The sequence below is a fragment of the Paraburkholderia sp. genome, from assembly GCF_026225065.1.
In the GTDB taxonomy this organism is placed as follows: domain Bacteria; phylum Pseudomonadota; class Gammaproteobacteria; order Burkholderiales; family Burkholderiaceae; genus Paraburkholderia.
The window spans coordinates 12,806-34,268 of record NZ_JAMFSB010000156.1 but is presented as its reverse complement, the minus strand read 5'-3'; the positions used below and the strand labels follow the sequence as shown (position 1 = coordinate 34,268).

General features: G+C 62.7%; 24 protein-coding genes. 10 read left to right on the top strand and 14 right to left on the bottom strand.

Translation table 11 applies throughout. The features are described from left to right. Positions 1 to 37 precede the first annotated feature (37 nt). Positions 38 to 526: an Lrp/AsnC ligand binding domain-containing protein gene (locus M0954_RS12045; protein WP_122153792.1), complete on the top strand. Its 489-nt coding sequence runs from the start codon at positions 38 to 40 to the stop codon at positions 524 to 526. A 114-nt stretch (positions 527 to 640) separates the two neighbouring features. Further along, positions 641 to 1,771 (top strand): PA0069 family radical SAM protein, encoded by a 1,131-nt coding sequence (locus tag M0954_RS12040; RefSeq protein ID WP_297353402.1) that lies wholly within the window; start codon positions 641 to 643, stop codon positions 1,769 to 1,771. Positions 1,772 to 1,841: 70 nt separating this feature from the next. Here the strand turns inward: M0954_RS12040 and M0954_RS12035 are convergent, their stop codons facing one another. Further along, on the bottom strand, positions 1,842 to 2,285 hold the full coding sequence (locus tag M0954_RS12035) for a TM2 domain-containing protein (RefSeq protein ID WP_122153794.1): 444 nt from the start codon (positions 2,283 to 2,285) through the stop codon (positions 1,842 to 1,844). A 409-nt stretch (positions 2,286 to 2,694) separates the two neighbouring features. On the opposite strand from M0954_RS12035, the gene rpsP reads away from it, so the two are divergent. From rpsP to M0954_RS12005, 6 genes are all read left to right on the top strand, one after another. Further along, positions 2,695 to 2,949 carry a 30S ribosomal protein S16 gene (gene rpsP, locus M0954_RS12030; RefSeq protein ID WP_006050280.1) on the top strand — a complete coding sequence of 85 codons (255 nt, stop codon included), beginning with the start codon at positions 2,695 to 2,697 and terminating at the stop codon, positions 2,947 to 2,949. Positions 2,950 to 3,111: 162 nt separating this feature from the next. Beyond that, positions 3,112 to 3,831 carry a ribosome maturation factor RimM gene (gene rimM / locus M0954_RS12025; protein WP_297353400.1) on the top strand — a complete coding sequence of 240 codons (720 nt, stop codon included), beginning with the start codon at positions 3,112 to 3,114 and terminating at the stop codon, positions 3,829 to 3,831. Between the two features lie 25 nt (positions 3,832 to 3,856). Continuing rightward, positions 3,857 to 4,624: a tRNA (guanosine(37)-N1)-methyltransferase TrmD gene (gene trmD, locus M0954_RS12020; RefSeq protein ID WP_297353397.1), complete on the top strand. Its 768-nt coding sequence runs from the start codon at positions 3,857 to 3,859 to the stop codon at positions 4,622 to 4,624. A gap of 142 nt (positions 4,625 to 4,766) precedes the next feature. After that, positions 4,767 to 5,153 carry a 50S ribosomal protein L19 gene (rplS, locus tag M0954_RS12015; protein WP_020069334.1) on the top strand — a complete coding sequence of 129 codons (387 nt, stop codon included), beginning with the start codon at positions 4,767 to 4,769 and terminating at the stop codon, positions 5,151 to 5,153. Between the two features lie 93 nt (positions 5,154 to 5,246). Further along, positions 5,247 to 5,927 (top strand): CoA pyrophosphatase, encoded by a 681-nt coding sequence (locus tag M0954_RS12010; protein ID WP_297353395.1) that lies wholly within the window; start codon positions 5,247 to 5,249, stop codon positions 5,925 to 5,927. Positions 5,928 to 6,054: 127 nt separating this feature from the next. After that, positions 6,055 to 6,993: a CobD/CbiB family protein gene (locus M0954_RS12005; RefSeq protein ID WP_122153798.1), complete on the top strand. Its 939-nt coding sequence runs from the start codon at positions 6,055 to 6,057 to the stop codon at positions 6,991 to 6,993. 145 nt (positions 6,994 to 7,138) lie between these two features. Here the strand turns inward: M0954_RS12005 and M0954_RS12000 are convergent, their stop codons facing one another. The 3 genes from M0954_RS12000 to M0954_RS11990 form a co-directional block, all read right to left on the bottom strand. After that, positions 7,139 to 7,459 carry a DUF2007 domain-containing protein gene (locus tag M0954_RS12000; RefSeq protein ID WP_123385689.1) on the bottom strand — a complete coding sequence of 107 codons (321 nt, stop codon included), beginning with the start codon at positions 7,457 to 7,459 and terminating at the stop codon, positions 7,139 to 7,141. A 128-nt stretch (positions 7,460 to 7,587) separates the two neighbouring features. Then, positions 7,588 to 8,523 (bottom strand): ribosome small subunit-dependent GTPase A, encoded by a 936-nt coding sequence (gene rsgA, locus M0954_RS11995; RefSeq protein WP_133892210.1) that lies wholly within the window; start codon positions 8,521 to 8,523, stop codon positions 7,588 to 7,590. Beyond that, the gene (locus tag M0954_RS11990) at positions 8,520 to 9,779 is read right to left on the bottom strand and encodes a M48 family metallopeptidase (RefSeq protein WP_122153801.1); all 1,260 of its coding nucleotides are present in this window, start codon (positions 9,777 to 9,779) and stop codon (positions 8,520 to 8,522) included. The genes rsgA and M0954_RS11990 overlap by 4 nt, the downstream gene beginning before the upstream one ends. Before the next feature lie 139 nt (positions 9,780 to 9,918). On the opposite strand from M0954_RS11990, the gene orn reads away from it, so the two are divergent. Further along, complete coding sequence (gene orn, locus M0954_RS11985) at positions 9,919 to 10,527, top strand: oligoribonuclease (protein WP_123385690.1); 609 nt, start codon at positions 9,919 to 9,921, stop codon at positions 10,525 to 10,527. A gap of 73 nt (positions 10,528 to 10,600) precedes the next feature. Here orn and mog read toward each other — a convergent pair whose 3' ends face one another. Continuing rightward, a complete protein-coding gene (gene mog / locus M0954_RS11980) occupies positions 10,601 to 11,227 on the bottom strand; it encodes a molybdopterin adenylyltransferase (protein WP_297353393.1) in 627 nt (208 codons plus the stop codon). Beyond that, on the bottom strand, positions 11,208 to 11,828 hold the full coding sequence (yjgA, locus tag M0954_RS11975) for a ribosome biogenesis factor YjgA (protein WP_122153804.1): 621 nt from the start codon (positions 11,826 to 11,828) through the stop codon (positions 11,208 to 11,210). Before yjgA ends, mog begins: the two co-directional genes overlap by 20 nt. Before the next feature lie 205 nt (positions 11,829 to 12,033). On the opposite strand from yjgA, the gene pmbA reads away from it, so the two are divergent. Continuing rightward, positions 12,034 to 13,404 (top strand): metalloprotease PmbA, encoded by a 1,371-nt coding sequence (pmbA, locus tag M0954_RS11970; RefSeq protein ID WP_122153805.1) that lies wholly within the window; start codon positions 12,034 to 12,036, stop codon positions 13,402 to 13,404. A 91-nt stretch (positions 13,405 to 13,495) separates the two neighbouring features. Here pmbA and M0954_RS11965 read toward each other — a convergent pair whose 3' ends face one another. The 8 genes from M0954_RS11965 to M0954_RS11930 all read right to left on the bottom strand — a co-directional run bounded on the left by M0954_RS11965 (position 13,496) and on the right by M0954_RS11930 (position 21,463). Next, positions 13,496 to 14,023: a dihydrofolate reductase gene (locus tag M0954_RS11965; protein WP_122153806.1), complete on the bottom strand. Its 528-nt coding sequence runs from the start codon at positions 14,021 to 14,023 to the stop codon at positions 13,496 to 13,498. 105 nt (positions 14,024 to 14,128) lie between these two features. Then, complete coding sequence (locus M0954_RS11960) at positions 14,129 to 15,724, bottom strand: sigma-54 dependent transcriptional regulator (protein WP_297353391.1); 1,596 nt, start codon at positions 15,722 to 15,724, stop codon at positions 14,129 to 14,131. Between the two features lie 24 nt (positions 15,725 to 15,748). Then, entirely contained in the window at positions 15,749 to 17,197 is a 1,449-nt protein-coding gene (locus M0954_RS11955) for a hypothetical protein (RefSeq protein ID WP_122153807.1), read from the bottom strand. A 108-nt stretch (positions 17,198 to 17,305) separates the two neighbouring features. Beyond that, the gene (locus tag M0954_RS11950; protein WP_297353389.1) at positions 17,306 to 18,109 is read right to left on the bottom strand and encodes a peptidase C39; all 804 of its coding nucleotides are present in this window, start codon (positions 18,107 to 18,109) and stop codon (positions 17,306 to 17,308) included. 6 nt (positions 18,110 to 18,115) lie between these two features. Then, positions 18,116 to 18,730 carry a C39 family peptidase gene (locus M0954_RS11945; RefSeq protein ID WP_297353425.1) on the bottom strand — a complete coding sequence of 205 codons (615 nt, stop codon included), beginning with the start codon at positions 18,728 to 18,730 and terminating at the stop codon, positions 18,116 to 18,118. Positions 18,731 to 18,900: 170 nt separating this feature from the next. Then, complete coding sequence (locus M0954_RS11940) at positions 18,901 to 20,271, bottom strand: hypothetical protein (protein ID WP_122153809.1); 1,371 nt, start codon at positions 20,269 to 20,271, stop codon at positions 18,901 to 18,903. Positions 20,272 to 20,300: 29 nt separating this feature from the next. Then, positions 20,301 to 20,954, bottom strand: coding sequence for a hypothetical protein (locus M0954_RS11935; RefSeq protein WP_297353387.1), 654 nt, complete (start codon positions 20,952 to 20,954; stop codon positions 20,301 to 20,303). Then, positions 20,951 to 21,463: a hypothetical protein gene (locus M0954_RS11930; protein ID WP_122153810.1), complete on the bottom strand. Its 513-nt coding sequence runs from the start codon at positions 21,461 to 21,463 to the stop codon at positions 20,951 to 20,953. The genes M0954_RS11935 and M0954_RS11930 overlap by 4 nt, the downstream gene beginning before the upstream one ends.

Here is a 21,463-nt window from a genome sequence, read left to right as displayed (position 1 = left end):
TTGTTATTGTATTTTTCCAATTTTCAGTAAAAAGACCATGCGAACCCAGCGTCAACCTATCCGTACGCTCGACAAGCTCGATCACAAGATCCTCAGGCTGCTTCAGCAGGACGGCCGAATGGCGATGAAAGACCTCGCGGAGCAGGTCGGGCTGTCGGTTACGCCGTGTATCGAACGGGTCAAGCGTATGGAGCGCGACGGCGTGATTACGGGCTACCACGCGCGTGTCAATCCGGCTGAGCTGGGTGCCGCGCTGCTGGTATTTGTCGAGATTACGCTCGACCACAAGAGCGGCAACATGTTCGACCAGTTTCGCCGCGAGGTGCAGAAGATCCCCGAGGTACTCGAATGTCATCTGGTATCGGGCGACTTCGATTACCTCATCAAGGCCCGCATTGGCGAGATGGCCGATTACCGGAAACTGCTCGGCGATATCCTGCTGCAATTGCCCGGAGCGGTGCAGTCGAAGAGCTATGTGGTGATGGAAGAAATCAAGGAAAGCCTGACGATCGCGGTGGGCGAATAGCCCATCTCGCGGGGCAAAGACAGGACTCGACAAACGGCTCAAACACTGTATATTTATACAGTATCGATTGAGCCGTTTTTTGTTTTCGCTTTCTGTCTTTGGTCTGACCTCGCCGTGACTGATTCCGTCCCCGAATATCCAATCGCACCGCCCACACCCCGTAAAGGGCGCGGCGCCGTGACGAACCTGCAGGGCCGCTATGAGCTTGACCAGCGCGAAGCGGTGGACGACGGCTGGGCCTCGCATGAGGAAGAAGAAGGCGGTCCGCCTGCGCTGCGCACGCAGGTGTTCGAAGAGCGGGCAAAAACCATCCTGACCCGTAACGCATCGCCCGACATTCCGTTCAATGTCTCGCTCAACCCTTATCGCGGGTGCGAACACGGGTGTATCTACTGCTTCGCGCGGCCTACCCATAGTTATCTGGGCCTGTCGCCGGGGCTCGATTTCGAGAGCCGCATTTACGCCAAAGTCAACGCGCCAGAGCTGCTCGAGCGCGAGCTTTCAAAGAAGTCGTACGTGCCGGAGCCGATCGCACTCGGCGTCAATACGGATGCCTGGCAGCCGGTCGAACGTGAATTGGGTCTCACGCGGAGGGTGATCGAAGTGCTGCACGCGCGCGGGCATCCTTTTGCGGCTATTACCAAGTCGTCACTGATCGAGCGCGATCTCGATCTGCTTGCTCCCATGGCGGAGCGCGGCCAGTTCATGGCTGCCATCACCATTACCACGCTGGATGCCGAGATCGCCCGCACGCTCGAACCACGCGCAGCGACGCCGGCGCGACGGCTACGCACAATCCGCACGCTGAGCGAGGCCGGCATACCGGTGGGCGTCAGCATCGCGCCGGTGATTCCGTTCGTCACCGAACCCGACATGGAGCGGGTCATGGAGGCATGTGCGGAAGCAGGAGCGACCAATGCGAGCTATATCGTGCTGCGACTGCCTTGGGAAGTCGCGCCGCTATTCAAGGACTGGCTGGCAGCGCATTTTCCGGATCGGGCCGAGCGGGTCATGAACCGTGTGCGCGACATGCGCGGTGGCAAGGACTACGACGCCACCTTTGCCACGCGGATGAAAGGTGAGGGTTTGTGGGCTGATCTGATGAATCAGCGCTTTCATCAAGCTGCGCGCCGGCTCGGTCTGAACGAGCGCCGGCGCGGCATTCTGGATATGTCGCAGTTTGTCCGCGCGCAGCCGCCGGCGCCGGTTCCGGCGCGCGACGACGGGCAAATGGATCTGTTTTAGCCGGGGCGGGCGAGTGGCGGCACCGTCAGCTCGTCGAATCTGCCTGCCCTGTATGCGTCCCTGACATCGTCTACATCGACGATTCGAAATAGCTATCGATCGCGACGGCAAGGCTTGCCATCATCAGCATTGCGCCGATGAACAGCGAGAAAATAACCACGAAGATCACCGGCCAGCCGGACCGGCTGTTTTGCTGGCTCTGAGGGTTGAATTGCGCATCCCACTTTTCGTCGGGACGCAGTCCGTAGACAATGGCCGCAAGGAATGCGGAAAACAGTGAGATGGCGCCGGGGACTGCGAGTACCCAGCCGAGCGCTGAGGTCCGCTGGGTGAAGATCAGCAGCAGAACGCCCGGAATGCCGAACAGGGTGCAGATCAGGTGAATCCAGCCGTACAGGTCTCGCTTTCCATATAAGTAGAAGCGGTGCGCGCCGAGACTGCCAAAGAAGAAGGCGAGCGCCGCGGTAATCGTCTTGGACCTGAAGCGTGGGGAATTCGAAACGCGGGTGGACATGTGGGCGAGAGTTCAGTGACAGGCGGTCGCGAGGACCGGCGCGCAACGGTGCGCGGACCGAGGCGCATTCTACGCCCCGGCGGCGTGACGCAGACCACGTCGCACGCTGATTGATGGAATTCGCCGACGGCCACAGGGCGTACCATAGGTGACGCGGTAGGTCGCGCTCGCGTGACAGGGGAAAGGGGGAGAAGGGGCGGAAAGGGCGCCGGCCGGTACGGTTGTGAAGCGAGGTGTCAGGGCTTTCCGTCGGGTGCGCAGGCGATTTGACGGCCCCCGGCCGGCCGGCCGACTGCCCCGGCGCAACCGTGGATATTAGTTTTCCCCGTAAGTGTTTGTTATGGCTTCAGTTTCCCGCTATAATCGCCTGTTTCAGTGGTTCCGAACCCCGGTTTTCAAGGATTCTAGTATGGTCATCATCCGCTTGGCTCGTGGCGGCTCCAAGAAGCGCCCGTTCTACAACATCGTCGCAACCGATTCGCGTAACCGTCGTGACGGCCGCTTTATCGAGCGCGTTGGTTTCTACAACCCGGTCGCTACGAAGGGTGAGTCGCTGCGTATCGCTCAAGACCGCCTGACGTACTGGCAAGGCGTTGGCGCACAACTGTCGCCGACGGTCGAGCGTCTCGTGAAAGAAGCGCAAAAGGCGCAGCCGGCTGCTTAATGGCAGCTAGCATGTGCATCGCCGGCGGCTCGCGCAGCTTGCGCGAGATGTCCGATGCGCGAGTTTTACTGCGCGTTTTGCTGAAGCAGACGTCGATTTCGCTGAAGCAAACATCGAAATCGGCAGCGAGCTTCGACGTGAAGTGTTGTCTGAGGTGGCGTCATGTCTGAGCGTGATTCGGGAAGTTCAGGTCGCGCCAAGCCGGCTCAGCGCGGGCAGGCAGCAGCAGGTGACGCACCGTTCGGCGCGTTCGTCCGGAAGCCGGTAGAGCGCGCCAAGGCCCCGGGTTCCGCTAACGTCGATTCCGGCGGCGCGGCAATGCGTGCCGAAACGGTCGAAAGCTGGCCGGACGACGCTGTCGAAGTAGCTGCAATTGTCGACGCTTACGGCCTCAAGGGCTGGGTCAAGGTAGCCGCGCATGCGGATGCCGGACGGGGCGGCGACGCATTGCTGAGCGCGAAGCGCTGGTGGCTGATGAAAGGCCATGAGCGCACTTCTGCACCGGCGCTGCAGGCAAAGATACACAGCGACAGCATCGTTGCCCATCTGGGCGGTGTGAGTGACCGTGACGAAGCGCTCGCGCTGCGTGGTACTCGCGTGTACATCTGCCGCAGCGATTTCCCGGTGCTCGAAGCTGACGAATTCTACTGGGTCGACCTGCTCGGCCTGGATGTCGTGAACCTGACCGGGCTTGCCCTCGGCAAGGTGGCCGACATGATCGACAACGGTGCGCACTCGGTGTTGCGCATCGAATACCCGGATACCGGCAAAGACGGTAAGCCGGTGACCGGTGAGCGCTTGATCCCGTTCGTCGGTGTTTTTGTCAAAACGGTGGACCAGGCGGCGAAGCAAATCGTTGTCGACTGGGAAGCTGACTATTAAATCAGCTCGTTGACCGGAGAGAGCGATGCAGTTCGATGTCGTTACGCTCTTTCCTGAAATGTTTCGTGCGCTGACCGACTGGGGTATCACCAGTCGCGCGGCGAAGCAGGAACGCTACGGTTTGCGCACGTGGAATCCACGCGATTTCACAACCGACAACTATCGTACGATCGACGATCGCCCGTATGGCGGCGGTCCAGGCATGGTAATGCTGGGCAGGCCGCTGGAAGACGCGATCGGAGCGGCGAAGGTCGCGCAGGCAGAGCAGGGCATTACCGGTTCGCGCGTCGTGATGATGTCCCCGCAAGGTGCGACACTCAATCACGAACGTGTGATGCGGTTTGCCGCGGAGCCTGGGCTGATCGTGCTGTGCGGCCGCTATGAAGCGATCGACCAGCGCCTGATCGATCGTTGTGTCGACGAAGAAGTGAGCCTCGGCGACTTCGTGCTGTCGGGCGGCGAGTTGCCGGCGATGGCGTTGATGGATGCCGTGGTGCGTCAGTTGCCTGGTGTGCTGAACGACTCGCAGTCGGCCGTGCAGGATAGTTTTGTAGACGTGCTGCTGGATTGCCCGCACTACACGCGTCCGGAGGAATACGAAGGCGTACGTGCACCTGATGTGCTGCTTGGCGGCCATCATGCGGAAATCGAGTTGTGGCGCCGCCGTGAAGCGCTGCGCAACACGTTGAGCAAGCGGCCGGATCTGATAGAGAAGGCCAGAAAGAACAAGATGTTGAGCCGTGTCGATGAGACATGGCTTGCAAGTCTCGCGAAGGAAGCATCGAAGGCGTGAAGCCCGGTGTCACTAGCGAATAAGCGGCGCCGCACATGCGTGTACGGCGCCTGATGTGAACCCATCCTCTATCGGGGCCGTAGCCGAGCAGTTTTCTGTGAGGCAGGTACGAACGCCGACAAGATGGACTTAGGAGTCAGTGATGAATCTGATTGCAAAACTCGAGCAAGAAGAAATCGCGCGCGCCCTCGGCGAGAAGACTATCCCCGAATTCGCCCCCGGCGATACGGTGATTGTCAGCGTGAACGTGGTTGAAGGTACGCGTAAGCGTGTTCAGGCTTACGAAGGCGTCGTTATCGCCAAGCGTAACCGTGGTCTGAATTCGTCGTTCATCGTCCGCAAGATTTCGTCGGGCGAAGGCGTCGAGCGTACGTTCCAGACGTACTCGCCGCTGCTGGCAAGCATCGTCGTGAAGCGTCGTGGCGATGTGCGTCGTGCCAAGCTGTACTACCTGCGCGACCGTTCGGGCAAGTCGGCCCGGATCAAGGAAAAGCTGGTCTCGAAAGACCGCGCTGCTTCCCAGGCGTAAAAGCTGTAAGAAAAAGCACCCTTCCCGGGTGCTTTTTTCTTTGTTGGGTCAAAATAGCGGCATGTCCTACAAAAGCTCGTTCCGAGAGTCCCGTTGACCCGACCCGTCTTCCAACCCGAAACTCTGCCTGTCGAATCGACTGGCAACGATCTGCCACCGGTTGCCCCCGCACGTCTGACGCCCGATGGATTGCGCGCACGCTTCGAGCAGCGCCTTTCCTGGACGCCGGAGCCGGGCGATGCCCGCTGGAAGGAGTTCGGCGATCCGCGCGTTGCAGCGGTGCTCGTACCGCTGGTGGTGCGCGAAGACGGGATCACGGTGTTGCTGACGCAGCGGGCCGATCATCTCAACGATCACGCCGGCCAGGTGAGTTTCCCGGGCGGCCGTCACGAACCGTTCGATGCGGACGCAACGGCTACGGCGTTGCGTGAAGCGCAGGAAGAGGTAGGTCTGGACCCCGCGCGTGTCGAGGTGCTAGGTGCTTTGCCCGACTACCTGACCGGCACGGGCTTCCGCGTGACGCCGGTGGTGGCGCTCGTGCATCCGCCGTTCACCGTCGAGGCCGACTCGCTCGAAGTCGCCGAAGTCTTCGAAGTGCCGCTAAGCTTTCTGATGGACCCCGCCCACCATGAGGTGCGCGTGTTCCGCTGGGAAGGTGGCGAGCGGCGCTTCTTTGCCATGCCTTATCCGCGCGGCGACGCGGCCGGGCAGTACTTCGTCTGGGGCGCGACGGCGGGTATGTTGCGCAATTTTTATCGCTTTCTTGCTGCATGAAGCGCGCGGACCTACCGGAACCTACCTCGGTGTCGCTGGTTTGCAACTATTGCCGCGCTCGGTCGGATCCGACCCTGTGCTATCGTTATAAAACAATCGTAAAAACCCGAAAAGCACGGCGCATCGCATGACTTTTTTCTCCGTATTGCTGGCTCTGATCATCGAACAAGTGCGCGCGTTATCGCCGAACAACCCGGTGTCTGCGCTGCTTCAATATCATGCGGAGTCGGCGGCGCACGGGTTCGATGCCGGCAAGCCCAAGCACGGCGTGCTCGCGTGGCTCGTGGTGGTAGTGCCGTGGACGTTGGCCGTCGCGCTCGTCTACTATGTGCTCTATCACATCAACTTTGTGCTCGCGTTCCTGTGGAACGTCGTGATCGTCTATTTCACGCTCGGATTCCGGCAGTTCAGCCACTACTTCACGGACATTCACCTCGCGCTCAACAACGACGACGTGCCGCGCGCGCGTGAAATCCTCAATGAATGGACGGGGCTCGACACGGTCGACATGCCGGTCAGCGAGATCGTGCGTCATACGCTGATCCACGCGGTGGTGGCGTCGCACCGTCATGTGTTCGGCGTGTTCTTTTGGTTTCTCGTGCCGGTGGGGCCGGCGGGTGCTGTGCTGTACCGGATCGCCGAGTACCTGGCGCGTACGTGGTCACGCCCGACGGATGACCGTACCGTGGCGTTTTCCAGTTTTGCGCAGCAGGCGTTCTTTGTGATCGACTGGGTGCCGGCGCGGCTGACCTCGATGGGCTTCGCGATTGTCGGGAATTTCGAAGACGCGATTTATGCATGGCGCAATCATGCACGGCAATGGCCCGACACCAATGACGGCGTCTTGCTCGCGGCCGGCAGCGGTGCACTGGGCGCGCGCCTGAGCGGACCGCTGGCGGAGCCGTCGAGTCTCGATGCGCTGGCAACCGGCGATGGCGACCCGCTCCAGGTCGGCGACGACTGCACGCCGCGTACGCTGCAATCGGCGGTGGGGCTGGTGTGGCGCGCAGTCATCCTGTGGATGATTCTGCTGCTGATGCTGACGATTGCCGTCTGGCTCGCTTGAAGCGCATGTCTGTCACGTGACGATGTGACGACATGATGTGCGACGACGCTGCGTGCTGTGTCTCGGCGGTGTTTCAATTGAGGCCGGTAACCCCGGCCTCAATTGTTTTGGCTAGCTGAGCCATCCGCGCCATCCCTTCCGGCCGTTAGCCGTCCAGCGGATCGCGCGCCGTCCCGCACTGCCAGCAGACCGTGAACTGCGCCTCGAGCGTCTCGCCGCATTGCGCGCAACGCCATGACGGCGAGCCCGCGCTCGGTCCATGCGAGGCTGCGTCGATGAGCTTGCGGGCCATCATCTCGTCGCGTTCGTCGACGAGCCACAACTCCGGCGCGCACTGATCCGCTGGAATCTCCCCAAGTGCGCCGTTCAGGTAGCGGTTGTGCAACTCACAGGCAATGCCCGAGATCGCCAGCACATTGATCCAATGCTGTCCGATCAGCAGATTCGGCGCGCGCATCAGTTTCATCATGAGTGTCGACCGGTGGCGAGTAAATGAGGCGGGTTAATGGAGATCGGGGCGATCAGGAAGGGCAACGCAAGTTGCGCTGAACGACCGCCCACGCACGAAAGCATCACAAAAGCATCGCAAAAGACTCAGCGAACGATCTGGCTCGCCTCGTGGACCAATTGCGCATACAGCGCATGCCGTGCCGGCGCAATCCGCCCATCGGCGACCGCTTCGAGAATCGCACAGCCCGGTTCCTGCAGATGATGGCAGTTGTAGAAACGGCAGTTGGGCAGTAGCGGCCTGAATTCAGGGAACGCTCTTTCGAGCCTGCCCTCGGTCAGGTGGTGCAGACCGAACTCCTGAAACCCCGGTGAGTCGATTAGCGCGCCACCGTCCGGCAGCGGGTAAAGCCGCGTGAAGGTGGTCGTATGGCGACCGCTGTTCAACGCGGTGGAGATCTCGCGGGTTGCCACTTCCGCGTTAGGCACCACGAGGTTGACCAGCGTCGACTTGCCCATCCCCGACTGGCCGAGCAGCAGCGTGGCGTGACCGTGCAGATGTTCCTCGAGCGCGGCGTGTGCGGCCTCCGGCTGGGTTTTGATCGACAGTTCCACTACCGTATAGCCAAGCGCCTGGTAGCGCGCTAGCCGCTTACGTGCGCCCGGCAACTCGACTTCGACGTCGGTCTTGTTCAACACGATCAGCGGCTTCAGTTCGTTAGCCTCTGCAGCCACCAGAGCGCGGCCGAGCAGATCTTCGCTGAAGTGCGGCTCGGTGGCCAGCACGATCAACAACTGATCGAGGTTTGCCGCGAACAGCTTCGATTTGTACTGGTCCGAGCGATACAGCAGATTGCGCCGCTCGCCTATCTCGACGATCACGCCCTGATCCGCCGAAGTCGGCTCGTAGATCACCCGGTCGCCCACCGCCACTTCGCTGCGTTTGCCGCGTGGAAAACACTGCAGCATGGCGCCGCCGTCTTCCGGCGCGACCAGGTAGTGCCTGCCATGCGCCGCGATGACGAGGCCGCCCACCCGCGTGGTGGACGGCGGGCGCGCTGCTTTCTGGGGGCGGGCGGTCATGCGTGCCGCAGCAGGCGGTCGATCCGCTGCGACGCTGGCGGATGAGAATAATAGAACGCGGTGTAGAGCGGGTCGGGGGTGAGGGTCGACGCGTTGTCCTCGTACAGCTTCACGAGCGCGTTGACCAGATCCTGTGCATCGGTCTGGGTAGCGGCGAACGCATCGGCTTCGAATTCGTGCTTGCGCGAACTAAGGCTGCCGAGCGGCGTCACGAAGAACAGGAACACCGGCAGCGCGAGGAAGAACAGCACCAGCGCGAGCCCGCTGTTACCGCCCAGCAACGATGGCCGCACGCCGAGTCCCTCATAGAACCAGACGCACTGCATGAGCCAGCCTAGCAGCGCGAGCATCACGAGGCTGACCGCGAATATCACCGCCATCCGCTTGATCACATGGCGGCGCTTGAAGTGACCGAGTTCGTGCGCGAGCACGGCTTCGATCTCGCTACCCGACAGACGCGCGAGCAGCGTGTCGAAGAACACAATGCGCTTGGCCGCACCGAAGCCTGTGAAATACGCATTGCCATGGGCGGAACGGCGGCTGCCGTCCATTACGAACAGCCCCTTGGCGGCGAAACCGCAGCGCTTCATCAGCGCTTCGATGCGAGTGACCAAGGCTTCGTCTTTGAGCGGCTCGAACTTGTTGAAGAGCGGTGCGATGAACGACGGATACAGCACCAGCACCAGCAACTGGAACACTACCCACACGACCCACGTCCACAGCCACCACAGGCTGCCGGCCTGGCTCATCAGCCACAGGACGACGAACAGCAGCGGCAGGCCGAAGGCCGCGCCGAGCAACAGGCCCTTGATGCGGTCGGCGAAGAAAATGCCCTTGCCCATGCGGTTAAAGCCGAAGCGTTCCTCGATGACGAACTGCCGGTAATAGTCGAACGGCAGGTCGATCACGCCGGTGATCGCAATGACCGCCGCGATCAGCGCGATCTGGCCGACGTAGCCGCGGCCGAGCCAATCCGAGATCGCCAGATCGAGCGCCTGCACGCCGCCGAGCAGCGTGAGTCCGATCAGCACGGCCGCGCCGACGACAATCTCGATCATCGTCAGCCGTGTACGCTCGACGGTGTAGTCAGCGGCACGTTGATGCGCGGTCAGCGCGATGGTGCCCGCAAACTGGCCGGGCACCTGCCCGCGGTGCGCCGCGACGAAGCGGATTTGCCGCGACGCGAGCCAGAGCTTGGTGCCGACCATCGCCACGACGGCGATGGCGAACAGAACGGTGAAGTACAGAGTAGGCATCCGGGGAATCCGTGGTATCTATGCGAGAATTATATGTTTCTTCCCGCCGGCTGGCGGGGCCACGCTAAATCGAACTGTTTCAACGGCGCACAGGCCCGTCCCGAGGGGGCGCGCGGCGCTATTCACCAAGGTTGCCTCCATGACTGACATCCTCGAATCCGCTGGCGAGCCGTCGCTCGTGCGCAGCGACATGAACCTGATCTGGCTGGACATGGAAATGACCGGCCTCGAGCCCGACACCGACCGCATCATCGAGATCGCCGTGGTGGTGACCAATTCGACGCTCGACAAACTGGTCGAAGGTCCGGTGCTCGCCATCCACCAGAGCGACGAAACGCTTGCGAAGATGGACCAATGGAACCAGAACACGCATGGCCGTTCGGGGCTGATCGACCGCGTGCGCGCCTCGAGCGTCGGCGAAGCGGAAGCCACCGAGCAGATCCGCGAATTTCTCGGCCAGTACGTCCCGCCGGGCAAGTCGCCGATGTGCGGCAATTCCATCTGTCAGGACCGCCGTTTCATGGCGCGCTGGATGCCGGATCTGGAGCGTTTCTTCCATTACCGCAATCTCGACGTTAGCACGCTCAAGGAATTGTGCCGCCGCTGGCAGCCGACTATCTACAAGGGCTTCCAGAAGCGCGCTATGCATACGGCGCTGGCCGATATCCACGAGTCGATCGACGAGCTCAAGTACTACCGCGAGCATTTCCTGATCCCGGCTGCGGGCGCGCCGGTTGCGGAAGAGTAATCCAGGCGTCAACCTCGCCGGGCGTCAACCCGGCCACGCATCAACCCGGCCACGCATCAACCCGGCGCGCCTCTCAGTCCTGACGCGGTGCCCGGATCGCGTTTTTCGGCCGGAAGGCTTTCACGACGGCCGCATTGGTTTCCACATACGGGCCGCCAATCAGGTCGATGCAATAAGGCACGGCCGCAAAAATCCCTGGCACTTTCACTTCACCCGCGTCGTCGCGCAATCCTTCCAGCGTTTCCCTGATCGACTTGGGCTGACCCGGCAGATTGACGATCAGCGCCGCTTGCGTCGGCGTCTCGCGGATCACTGCCACCTGGCGCGACAAAATGGCTGTCGGCACGAAATTCAGGCTGATCTGCCGCATCTGCTCACCGAAACCCGGCATTTCCTTTGTACCCACCGCGAGCGTCGCTTCCGGCGTCACATCGCGCCGTGACGGCCCGGTGCCGCCCGTGGTGAACACCAGATCGCAGCCCGCCTTGTCCACCAGTTCGATGAGCGTGGCGGAGATCGTCGGCGCGTCGTCCTGGATCAGCCGGGTGACGGCCTGCCACGGCGAGCTCAGTGCCGCACCGAGCCACTCCTGCAAGCCCGGAATCCCTTTGTCCTCGTAGACGCCCGTGCTTGCCCGGTCGCTGATCGAGACCAGTCCGATTACGATTTCGTCGGGATGGTTACGCGCGATCTTCGTCATCGCCGTTTTCCGGGGTGCCATGTCCTTCGTGCTCGTCGTCCTCGGCCGCTTCCGGGCCGTCCGCGTTCTTGATCCACTGGAACAGCTCGCGGAAATAGCGCGGCGGCTTGCTCTGCTGCGCTTCCTTGCGGGCGTTGCGGATCAGCGTGCGGCCTTCCTGCGGGTCGGCGGCGGGGTGCTGGCGGATGAAGTCGGTCAGCGCGGCGTCGTCGGCGAGCAGCTTCTCGCGAGTGCGCTCGATCCAGTGCAGACGCGCCGTTTCGGCCTTGTTGATGCCGTTGTACGAATCCAGCGCGGTGCGCAAGGCGGCCGTCTCGTCCTCGAGCAGCGAACGCATTACCCGGCCCACGTACTGGACCTGGCGGCGTTTGCCTTCGTGATCGGTGATGCGGCGAGCGTCGCGCACAGCGTCGTCGAGCTTTTCGGGCATCGGCATGCGCTTCAAAGCGTCTTTTGGCAGCGCGATCAGCGCCTCGCCCAGCTCCTGCAGCGCGTGCATGTCGCGCTTGAGCTGGGACTTGCTGGGACGGTCATACCCGTTCTCGTCGATCTCTGGCTCGGCGACGGGTTCCATCGGTTGAATGCGGGTTTTACGTGTCATACCGTTATTGTAGCGTGCCGTGCCCTTGAATCCGCCGGCAAGGGAGCTGGCCGCGCCACTCGCCCATGCCGTGAGACGTCGGCGAATGCCAGGTACGCTCGCGCGGACCTTGCTATGATCGCGGGATACGTAGCGACGTACTTGAGAACACACCGGAGGGCCGCTCCCGGCCCCGACCAGGACGCAACGAAGGACGGCAACGAATATGGCAGCAGACATGGACGTCAGACAGCGCTTTTTCCCGCATACCCAGGATGAGCTGAAGGAAATCGCCTCGGACATCCTGCGTCACGCAAAGTCGCTCGGTGGCACCGACGCGGCGACTGAAATCTCCGAAGGTGACGGCCTGTCCGTCTCCGTGCGGCGTGGCGAGGTCGAGACGATCGAACACAACCGCGACAAGATGGTCGGCGTGACCGTGTTTATCGGCAACAAGCGCGGCAACGCCAGCACCTCGGACTTTTCCTCGCAGGCGTTGAAAGATACGGTTGCGGCCGCGTACAACATCGCCCGTTTCACGGCGGAAGACGACTGCGCGGGCCTCGCCGAGGCCGAACTGCTCGAAACCGCGCCGCGCGACCTCGATTTGTATCATCCGTGGAATCTCACCGCCGACGAAGCAGTCGAGATCGCCCGCCGCTCCGAAGACGCGGCGTTCGCCACCGACCCGCAAATCCGCAATTCGGAAGGGGCCAGCGTCTCCGCGCAGCATTCGCAATTCGTGCTCGCCACTTCGCGTGGCTTCCTCTCCGGCTACCCTTATTCGCGCCATTACGTGGCGTGCGCGCCGATCGCCGGCAGCGGGCGCAACATGCAGCGCGACGACTGGTACACCTCGCAGCGCAACGCGGCAGATCTGGCCGACCCGGAAGCCATCGGGCGCTACGCGGCGCAACGGGCGCTGGCGCGCATCGGTGCACGCGGCCTCGACACCCGCAAGGTGCCGGTGCTGTTCGAAGCGCCGCTCGCCGCAGGCCTGCTCGGCGCGTTCGTGCAGGCGGTGAGCGGCGGCGCGCTGTATCGCAAGACTTCGTTCCTCGTCGATAGCCTCGGCAAGCCGGTGTTCGCGCCGCACGTGCAAGTGGTCGAAGACCCGCACGTGGCCCGCGCCATGGGCAGCGCGCCGTTCGACGAAGAAGGCGTGCGCACGAAGCAGCGCTCGGTGGTGAAAGACGGGGTGGTCGAAGGCTACTTCCTGTCCACCTACTCGGCGCGCAAGCTCGGCATGAAGACCACCGGCAATGCCGGCGGCTCGCACAATCTGAAGCTGCTCAGCTCGACGACGCGTCCCGAGGACGACTTCGAAGCAATGCTCAAAAAGCTCGGCACGGGCCTGCTGCTGACCGAACTGATGGGGCAGGGCGTCAACTACGTGACGGGTGACTATTCGCGCGGCGCGTCGGGCTTCTGGGTCGAAAACGGCAAGATCCAGTACCCGGTGGAAGAGTTCACCGTGGCGAGCACGCTGCAGGAGATGTTCCACCATATCGTTGCGATCGGCGCGGACACGCTCGTGCGCGGCACCAAGCAGACCGGCTCGGTGCTGATCGAGCGCATGACGATTGCTGGGCAGTAAACAGGCGTGCAGTCAGTAGGACCGCCGCAAACAGAAACGCCAGAGAAGACAGCTTCTCTGGCGTTTTTTTACGCCTGCACTCCGCGCGCGGTTACGCTTGCGGCGGCTGCTCTCCCGCTGCCGCTTCAGTCCGGCGGTACGTCACGAACGCGTAGTCGAACTCGTTCGGCGCGTGGGCGCGGTGCGTCTCATGGGCCACTTCTTCCCATTCCTCTGGATCGAGCGCGGCAAAATGCGCGTTGCCTTCGAAATCGATCGAGATCTCCGTGATGATCAGCTTGTCGGCGTGGCGCAGCCCCTCTTTGTAGAGTTCGGCGCCGCCGATCAGGAAGGCTTCCGGTGCCTGGTCCCGGGCCGCGAGCCTGAGCGCGTCGTCGAGATTGGTGGCGGTGTCGCACCCTGCGAAGCGGCGGCCCGCATCGCGCGTCACGACAATATTGCGGCGGCCGGGCAGCGGCCGTCCGATCGATTCATGAGTCTTGCGGCCCATGATGATGGGCGCGCCCATGGTCGTGCGCTTGAAGAACGCAAGATCCTCGGGCAGGCGCCAGGGTAGCTGGTTGTCGCGGCCGATCACGCCATTGCGGGCGCGAGCGACGATCAGGGTGAGCGTCGTCATCGATTGGAGAAGGGAACCTAACCGCTCCGATTCTACCTGACGCCCACGCCACCCCAACGACAACGCTGCACGCCCGAGGGGTAGGGCGCGGTGCGCGGCGTGCCTTCACTCGGCCGCGTGGACGCCTTCAGCCGGCACCGCCTCGTCCTCCGTGCCGACCGCGTCGCGCATGCCATGCGTATCCAGCAAGCGCGACAGCGTCGCGCGCGACACGCCCAGATCCACCGCCGCCTCGTTCAGACGATGCCGGTGACGCAGCAGCGCGGCTTCGATCGCGCGCTTCTCGGCCGATTCGCGAGCCTGCGCGAGGGTCACGCTTTCCTGCGCGGTGAAGTGAGCCAGATCCAGGTCTTCGGCCGAGATCAGCTTGTTTTCCGCCATCACGATGGCGCGGCGCACGCGGTTGATCATTTCGCGCACATTGCCGGGCCAGTTGTAGGTGTACATGGCCTCGATCGCCGAGGGCGCAAAACCGCGGATCTTGCGCGCACTGTCGGTCTTGAACTTGTGCATGATGTGATGGGCGAGGATTTCGATGTCCTTGCCACGGGCGCGCAGCGGCGGCTCGTCGATGCGCAGGACGCACAGCCGGTGAAACAGGTCGGCGCGGAAGCGCCCGTCGCGCATCGCGATCTCAAGGTCGATGTGAGTCGCCGAGATGATCCGTACGTCGATGGGAATCGACTCGCGCCCACCCAGCCGGTCGATCTTGCCCTCCTGCAGGAAGCGCAGCAGGCTCGCCTGACTTTCCATCGGCAGGTCGCCGATTTCGTCCAGCAGCAGCGTGCCGCCGTCCGCTTCTTCGACCCGTCCGATCTTGCGCTGGTTGGCGCCGGTGAAGGCGCCGCGTTCGTAGCCGAATAGTTCGGACTGCAGCAGATGATGCGGAATCGCGCCGCAGTTGATGGCGATGAAAGGCGCCTTGCGGCGGCGCGAGCGTTCGTGGATGGCGAGCGCGGTGAGCTCTTTACCGGTGCCCGATTCGCCGGAGACGAACACGCTGGCGTCGGTGTTGGCGACCTTGCGGATGGTGCGAAACAGGTGCTGCATGGCTTCGCAGGTACCGACCATTTCGTCTTCGTCGCTGGACGGCGCGCTCTCCATCATGTCCGGATCGCATAGCGTGACCATGCCGAACGCGTGACTGACGAGGTAGTCGATCGTTGCGTTGGCCACCGGCGTCTTGACGTAGTCAAAACAGAAATGGCGGATCAGGCGCCGCACTTCAGGATCGGTCAGACGCTCGGAGGTGGACAGCGCAATCCAGCCAATCTGTTGCTGACGCAAGCTCGCTTCGAGGCCGCCCAGGTCGCGCGGCGCAAAGCTCGCCAGATCGACGATCCCCGCACAGACGACGTCCTGTTTGATGAGACGGCTCGCCTCATGCGCCGAGCGCGCGGCCACGACGTTCCAGCCACGGCTTCTCAGATGGGAGGTGAGCGTCTCGTCGGGCGTGCGTGTGACGTAGAGCAGGGTCCGCTCGGTCTGCGCGTAGGGGCTTTTCGGCACTGCCTGAGCGGCGGCGGCATCGTCCCGCGGCCGTCCGATGGCGGCCTCCTTCGGTCTTACCACCGGCAGCTCCCGCGGAAGTCCCGCAGAGATTTCCTGCGGCCGTACTACAGCAACTTCCGTCGGGCGAGCCAGAGAAAGATGCGTGCCTGAGGGCGGTGCAACACTGGTCAGATGGGATGATTCGCGCACGATCAACCTCGTATCGTTGGCACGTCAAAAAGTGTAGGGAAAGCGCACGCCGATCACGAAGTTCGGTGTGTCAGGCGTGAGCCCCACGGAGACCGAACCGTTGATCGTCAGGTGCTTGTTCACTACATGATTCAGGCCGAAAGTCAGCGCGGCAGCAGTGGTTTCGCTGCCCGGCACCTTCGAATAGGAGCTGCCCGACGCCTTGGTCTGAGACTCCGGCTCGAGTGCCATCGTGTAGGACACGCTAGCCGAGTCCTTGTCCGAGAAGGCAAGTGCGGCGCCGCCGCCGAACTGCACCACGTCGCCGATCTTGACCGTCGCCGGCTGGGTCTGGCCGATGACTGAAGAGATATCGGAGAACGAGCGCGCGATGTTGTAGGTGTACGAAAGACTACCGAACAGCACGACCGGGTCGTAGGTCTTCAGGACCGACAGGCCCGCTGTGACGTTCCAGAAACCCGTGCCGGTGGGCAGCTTGCTCGGCGCGACGAGATTTGTGTTGTCGGCATCGACCTGCTGCAGCTTGATGCCGAACGGCGACGAACCGGTCGGCGCCTTGATGCGCAGGCTACCTACCAGGTCCGGCAGGCTGTTGGTTTCCTTGAGAAACTCGTAGTAGACGCCAAAGTTGACATCGCCGATGTCGCTCGAATTCGCCGACGCATCCGAGAGCGTGCTCGCCGCACCGCCGGCGCCGCCGACGATAAAGTTGCTGTGCCGGTAGATATACGGCACGTCGAGATCGACGCTCAGCCGGTCGCTGAGGCCGTAGCGCGTGTCGAGGTCCGCCATCACCTCATGCGACTTGGTCTCACCCAGGTTGATGTTGCCGAGGAAAATCGCGTCGAGTGCGAGGAAGCCCGACAGTTGCAACTGGCGGCGATCGTAATAAGTATCGCTGATGCCCCAGTCGAAGGTCAGCTTGTGGTCGAACAGCGGCGTGTGCTGCTGGCTCTGCACCACGGCGTCTTCCGATTGCGTGCGCACCGGCTCCGCGGCTTTCTGGGTCTGACCGACGGCGCCTGTACCATCGGTCGCAGGCGGCAGGTTGCCGCCATTGCTGTTGCCGTTATCCGGCACCGGTGGATTGACCGGCACGCCGGTCGCGGTGCCTGTGCCACTGCCAGGCGCACTCGACTCAGGATTGATCTGGGCGAGCGGCGGCAGCGGCGCCGGCAGCCCATCTGCGCCCGGCTGCGGGCCGGCGGCGATGGCGCCGTCGGCCGGCGCACCGGCACCCGGCAGGCCTCGGCCGCGCTCCGACATCTCGAGGTTCGTGACTTGTTGTTCGAGTGAATTGATCTGCTTCTGCTGCTCGTTGATCACACGCATCAACGTGTTCAGCCGGTCTTCGACAGATTGGTCCGCCAGCGCCTGGGCGTAGGCTCCCTGTGAAAGTGCAAACAGCATTACCGCCGCAGGGATGGCCGCTAACATCACGCGCGGTGCCCCGGTCGTTGAGAATCTCATCATTTTGTGCTCCCCCGGTATTCTGACCGCGCGTCGCATATCTCCATGTGCTTCGCGCGGCCGCTCTGATACTTCGTTTTCCTACATTTTTTATCGGGTGGCGGCCCGTTTTTATCTCCTCACTGTGTTTTGCAGTGCTTGTAATACGCCGAGTTGGCGGAGCATCGACGCCGACATCTGTTGCGTCTGCAAATGCAGTTGCAGCGCGTTGGCGACTTGCTGGTTATTGCCTGCAATCTGGAGTAGCTGGGAGATCATGCCGGCTTGTTGTGAAGTACCCGGCGCGATGGTTTGCGTGGCGATGCCCGCCGGCGTTTGCAGTGCGATCGACATGCCGCCGTTGCCGAACGTGACGCCGGCTTTCACGGAGCCACTCGCGTTGCTCGCGGAGGCTGAGGTCTGGTTGTTAAACGCGCCGGTAGACAGGGTGCTTGCCGGCGAGTTGAAGTCGATCACCGCCTGGTTGGTGCCGTTGTTGCCGTTGCCGGCAACCTGGGTGATCTGCGAGACGCCGTTGACCGTGGCGTTTTGACCGCCCGTGGCGCTCGCGTTGGGATTGGCCCCGCTGCCTGCAGGGGTGTTCGGACCGATGACGATCGCGTTCGAGCTGACCTGGACGTTCGTCTGGTTGAGCGCGTTGGTCACGATCGAAAGTGCGCCCTGCGCGAGGGCGGTGGTGCCGTTCGGCAGATTCCACTGCGACAGCAGGTTCACGACGACGCCGGAGATGACGTCGCCGCCGATGCCTTTGCCGCTTTGCGATGCGAGGACGTCGTCGTCGACAGGTTGCAGATTGACGGCGGCGACATCTTCAACGATAGAGGGGACCGTCGCCTCGGCAGCCTGGGCGACGGACGCAAGACCACACGTTGCGAAACACAACGCGCAGCCGATAGTGATTAGGTTTCGTTCCATGACGAGTCAGAACAACTCTGCCTTGATCAGCCCATATTCAACAAAGGGAGTCGCTGCCGTACCGTCTTCCAGCGCACGTTGGCGCAGCTTCAGCGCGAGCGACTCGTTACCTTGCAAGAGCGGAGAATCCTCCATAAATGGCTTGCCGACGACCGCGAACACGAGGCCGTTCCACTTCGAGACGAAGTCGTTTTCCATGACGATGCGGTTACCCAACGCAGGGTCGGCCACGAAGATGCGGCCATTTTCCGCGTGCTTGACGATCACGAAGTGTTCGTAGCCGTCGCTGTTCATCAGTACGATCACGGGGATCTGCAGGTGGTAGAGCGCTTCGGGCGCGACCCGGAAGCCGCGGCCACGCAGGCCGATCGTCTCGACGAACTTTTTCATGTCGAGCATCGAGAAGCCGTTTTTCACCACCACTTCCGGTTTCGAGAAAACCATCATGCGGCGGATCATTTCGCTTTCCGGAATATCGATGCCGTAGCCGAACTTCAGCAACGTAGCGAGCGCAGCCGAGCCGCAGCTATAGTCGTAGCGCTGGGAGACGATGTGGTTGTAGCGAAGATCGCGGATCGAATGCACGTTCATGTCGAACGGCACACCCGCAGCGGCGTTCATGTTGAGCGCGCTCTGGGCGTGACCCGGCTGTGACAGCCCAAGTCCGGCGAACAGTGCCAGAAAGAGACAATGCGTTACCCTGCTCACCCCGAACATGGTCATTCCCCCTGCGGAGACAGTCGGCCAGCCCGAAGGCTGACCGTTGTCTTCCTGCGTTGATGCTCTTGTTACTAGTGCGACACGCTGGCGACTGCGAGGCCGTTGTGTTGCAGGTTGCCTACCCCCGACGCGATGTTCACGCCGATGTTGCCTGTTGCGTTGGCGAGCGCGCCGGCGCCGAGCGTGGCCGAACCGGTGAACTGGCCGTTCACGATTGCGTCTGCGGTCTGGCAGTTCTGGTCGCTGGCGATCGCTTCGCCGCCGCTCGAGCGGTTGCTGGCGCTGGTCGTCGTGGCCGAAGCGGCGAGGCTGTTGTTCTGCACGTTGCCCAGACCCGATGCCACGTTCACGCCGATGTTGCCGGTTGCGTCCGCGAGAGCGCCTGCACCAACGGAGGAGACGAAGTTGAAGTCACCCACTTTGGCGTTGCCGCTCGATGCCTGCGTCGAGTAGATCTGCGCGGTGCCGAATACCGGACCTACATCCATGTTCGACAGGGCGGCATCGTTGGACTGCGCGTTGTCGATGCCAGTCGCGATGTTGACGCCGACATTGCCGCTTGTGGTGGTCAGCGCGTTGTCGCCGATGCCGGCCGACATCGTCGTCGGCGTTTCGGTGTTGATGTGCTGCGTGACGCTGCCCGTCACCGTTACAGAACCGGCGCTGTCGGAGTAGTTATGCGTCCAGCCATAAGCGTGGCTGCCTTCCGAGACGCTGGCGGATTCCTTGCTGCCACTGCCGCTGTAGGTCTGCGTGGCCGTGCTCATGCTGCCTGCTTCGTAGCCGCCGTAAGCCACGCCGTAGCCCGCTGCCGCGGCTGCGACGCTGCCGCCGAAGTTGTCGGATTCGTGCGTGTTAAGCGCTGCTGCAAAGCCTGCTGCGAGTCCGCCGAAGATCACGCCACCGCCACCACCGAGACCGGCGATAAAGCCGGCGGCGAGGACGCCGTTCGCGGAGGCATGCGTGTTCAGGTAGCTGGAGCCTTGATAGGCTGCTGCGATGCCTGTCGAGAAGCCGCCGCCTGCGACAAAGCCGGCGCTGGACGACGCAGTTTGCGTCTGGGTGTTGGTCTTGTTGTACTGGTAGGCGCTGGCTTTGTACGACTGGCTTTCGCCCCAGCCGCTGCCGCCGCCGCTTGCGTTGTTCCAGGTGTCCGACGTATTGACGGCGGTCGTCACGTTGCCGGAGGTATAGCTCTGCGGCGGCGTCTTCATGTTCACGCCAGTGATGCTGACGTTCTGCGTGTTGTTGACGGTGGCGCCCGAGCTGCTGTTGACGTCGACGCGGCCGCGCAGCTGGATGAAGCCGAATTCGCCGATGTCGGTGTAGATGTCGGTTGCGGTAAACAGCTCAGCCGGGTCGCAGCCGGCCGTGCATTCTGCGTAGGCCGAGCTGGCTGCCAACGTCGACAGAACAGCCGCTGCAATGAGAGTGCGCTTCATGATGACGCTCCGATAAAGGGTGTGGCTCGTTAGAAAAAGGTGCCCGCCGGGGGACGGAGCACAAAACTGTTTGAACTGACATTGCCTGTACCGGCTGCCTGGTTGATCTGGACGATTCCACTCACGTTCTTGAGCGCATCCGAACCGATGGATACCTCGCGTGCGTCGTGGTTTTGACCAGAACCAACCGAACCGCCGTTTTTGGCGGTCGTAGCGGATAGCACCCCATCCGCTACGATCTCCCCTTCAACCGGAGCCGCACCGATCAAGGCGCTGTTCCGCTGAAGATTCCCTACACCCGCCGACTGATTCACTTCGATAAGGCCAGAGGTGTTTGAAAATGCGTTACTGCCGATATCGCTGCGCGCGGCCGTCGTCTTCGCATTCGTCGACGCGCTCTGCGAGCTGCTGATCAGGTTGAACGGCACTAGTCCGTTCGTAATCACGCCCTGATTGGCTTGTGCGTTGTCGAGGCCCGCAGCCTCGTTGATCGCGACGACGCCCGTGGCGCCGTTCGCCACGCCGCTGCCGATCAGCGATTGCAGATCGGTCAACTGGGTTGGCACCCCTTGCGCCTGAGCGGCGAAGCTGACGCAGCCGAGCAGCGCGAGGGCGATCATTGGACGCAACAGGGGCTGGCGTGACGGCAAGGTGTTCATGAACGGGACGCGCGTCGCTTTCATTTCATTGCTCCCATCGCTGCGCCGAGCGGTGCAAGCGCGCCAGTGACTGTTTGTGCAATCGAGCCGCCGATTCCGCCGATGCCGCCGAGGCTGGCGCCGGCTCCGACCGGGATGCCGCTGCCGGCAACCGTGCCGTTGCCGGCGAGCAGATGTTCGATCCCGTTGGCGCCGACCAGCGCCGGCATGAAGCTGCTGCCGGCGACGCCGGAAGTGCCGTGCGCCCTGGTCAGGTCGGTGTCGCTCACCATCGCGCCCATCGCCGAATCGAAGGCGCCGGTGGGGAACGTCTGGACCTGCACGGCGATCGGGTCATCCGCCTTCGGCACCGGCACGAACGCGTCGCGCGGCGTGACCGTGGTCTGGATGATCAGGTTGCCAGGAGCATCGGCTACCTGCGCGGCGGCCGGAGTCGCGGCGCCGGCCGCGAAGCCGCTCACCAGCACGCAGACGAGCGCGGTGCGGGAGTTGCCGGGGCGGGGCTGGCGGGTCATCTGGGTTGAGGCGTTCAT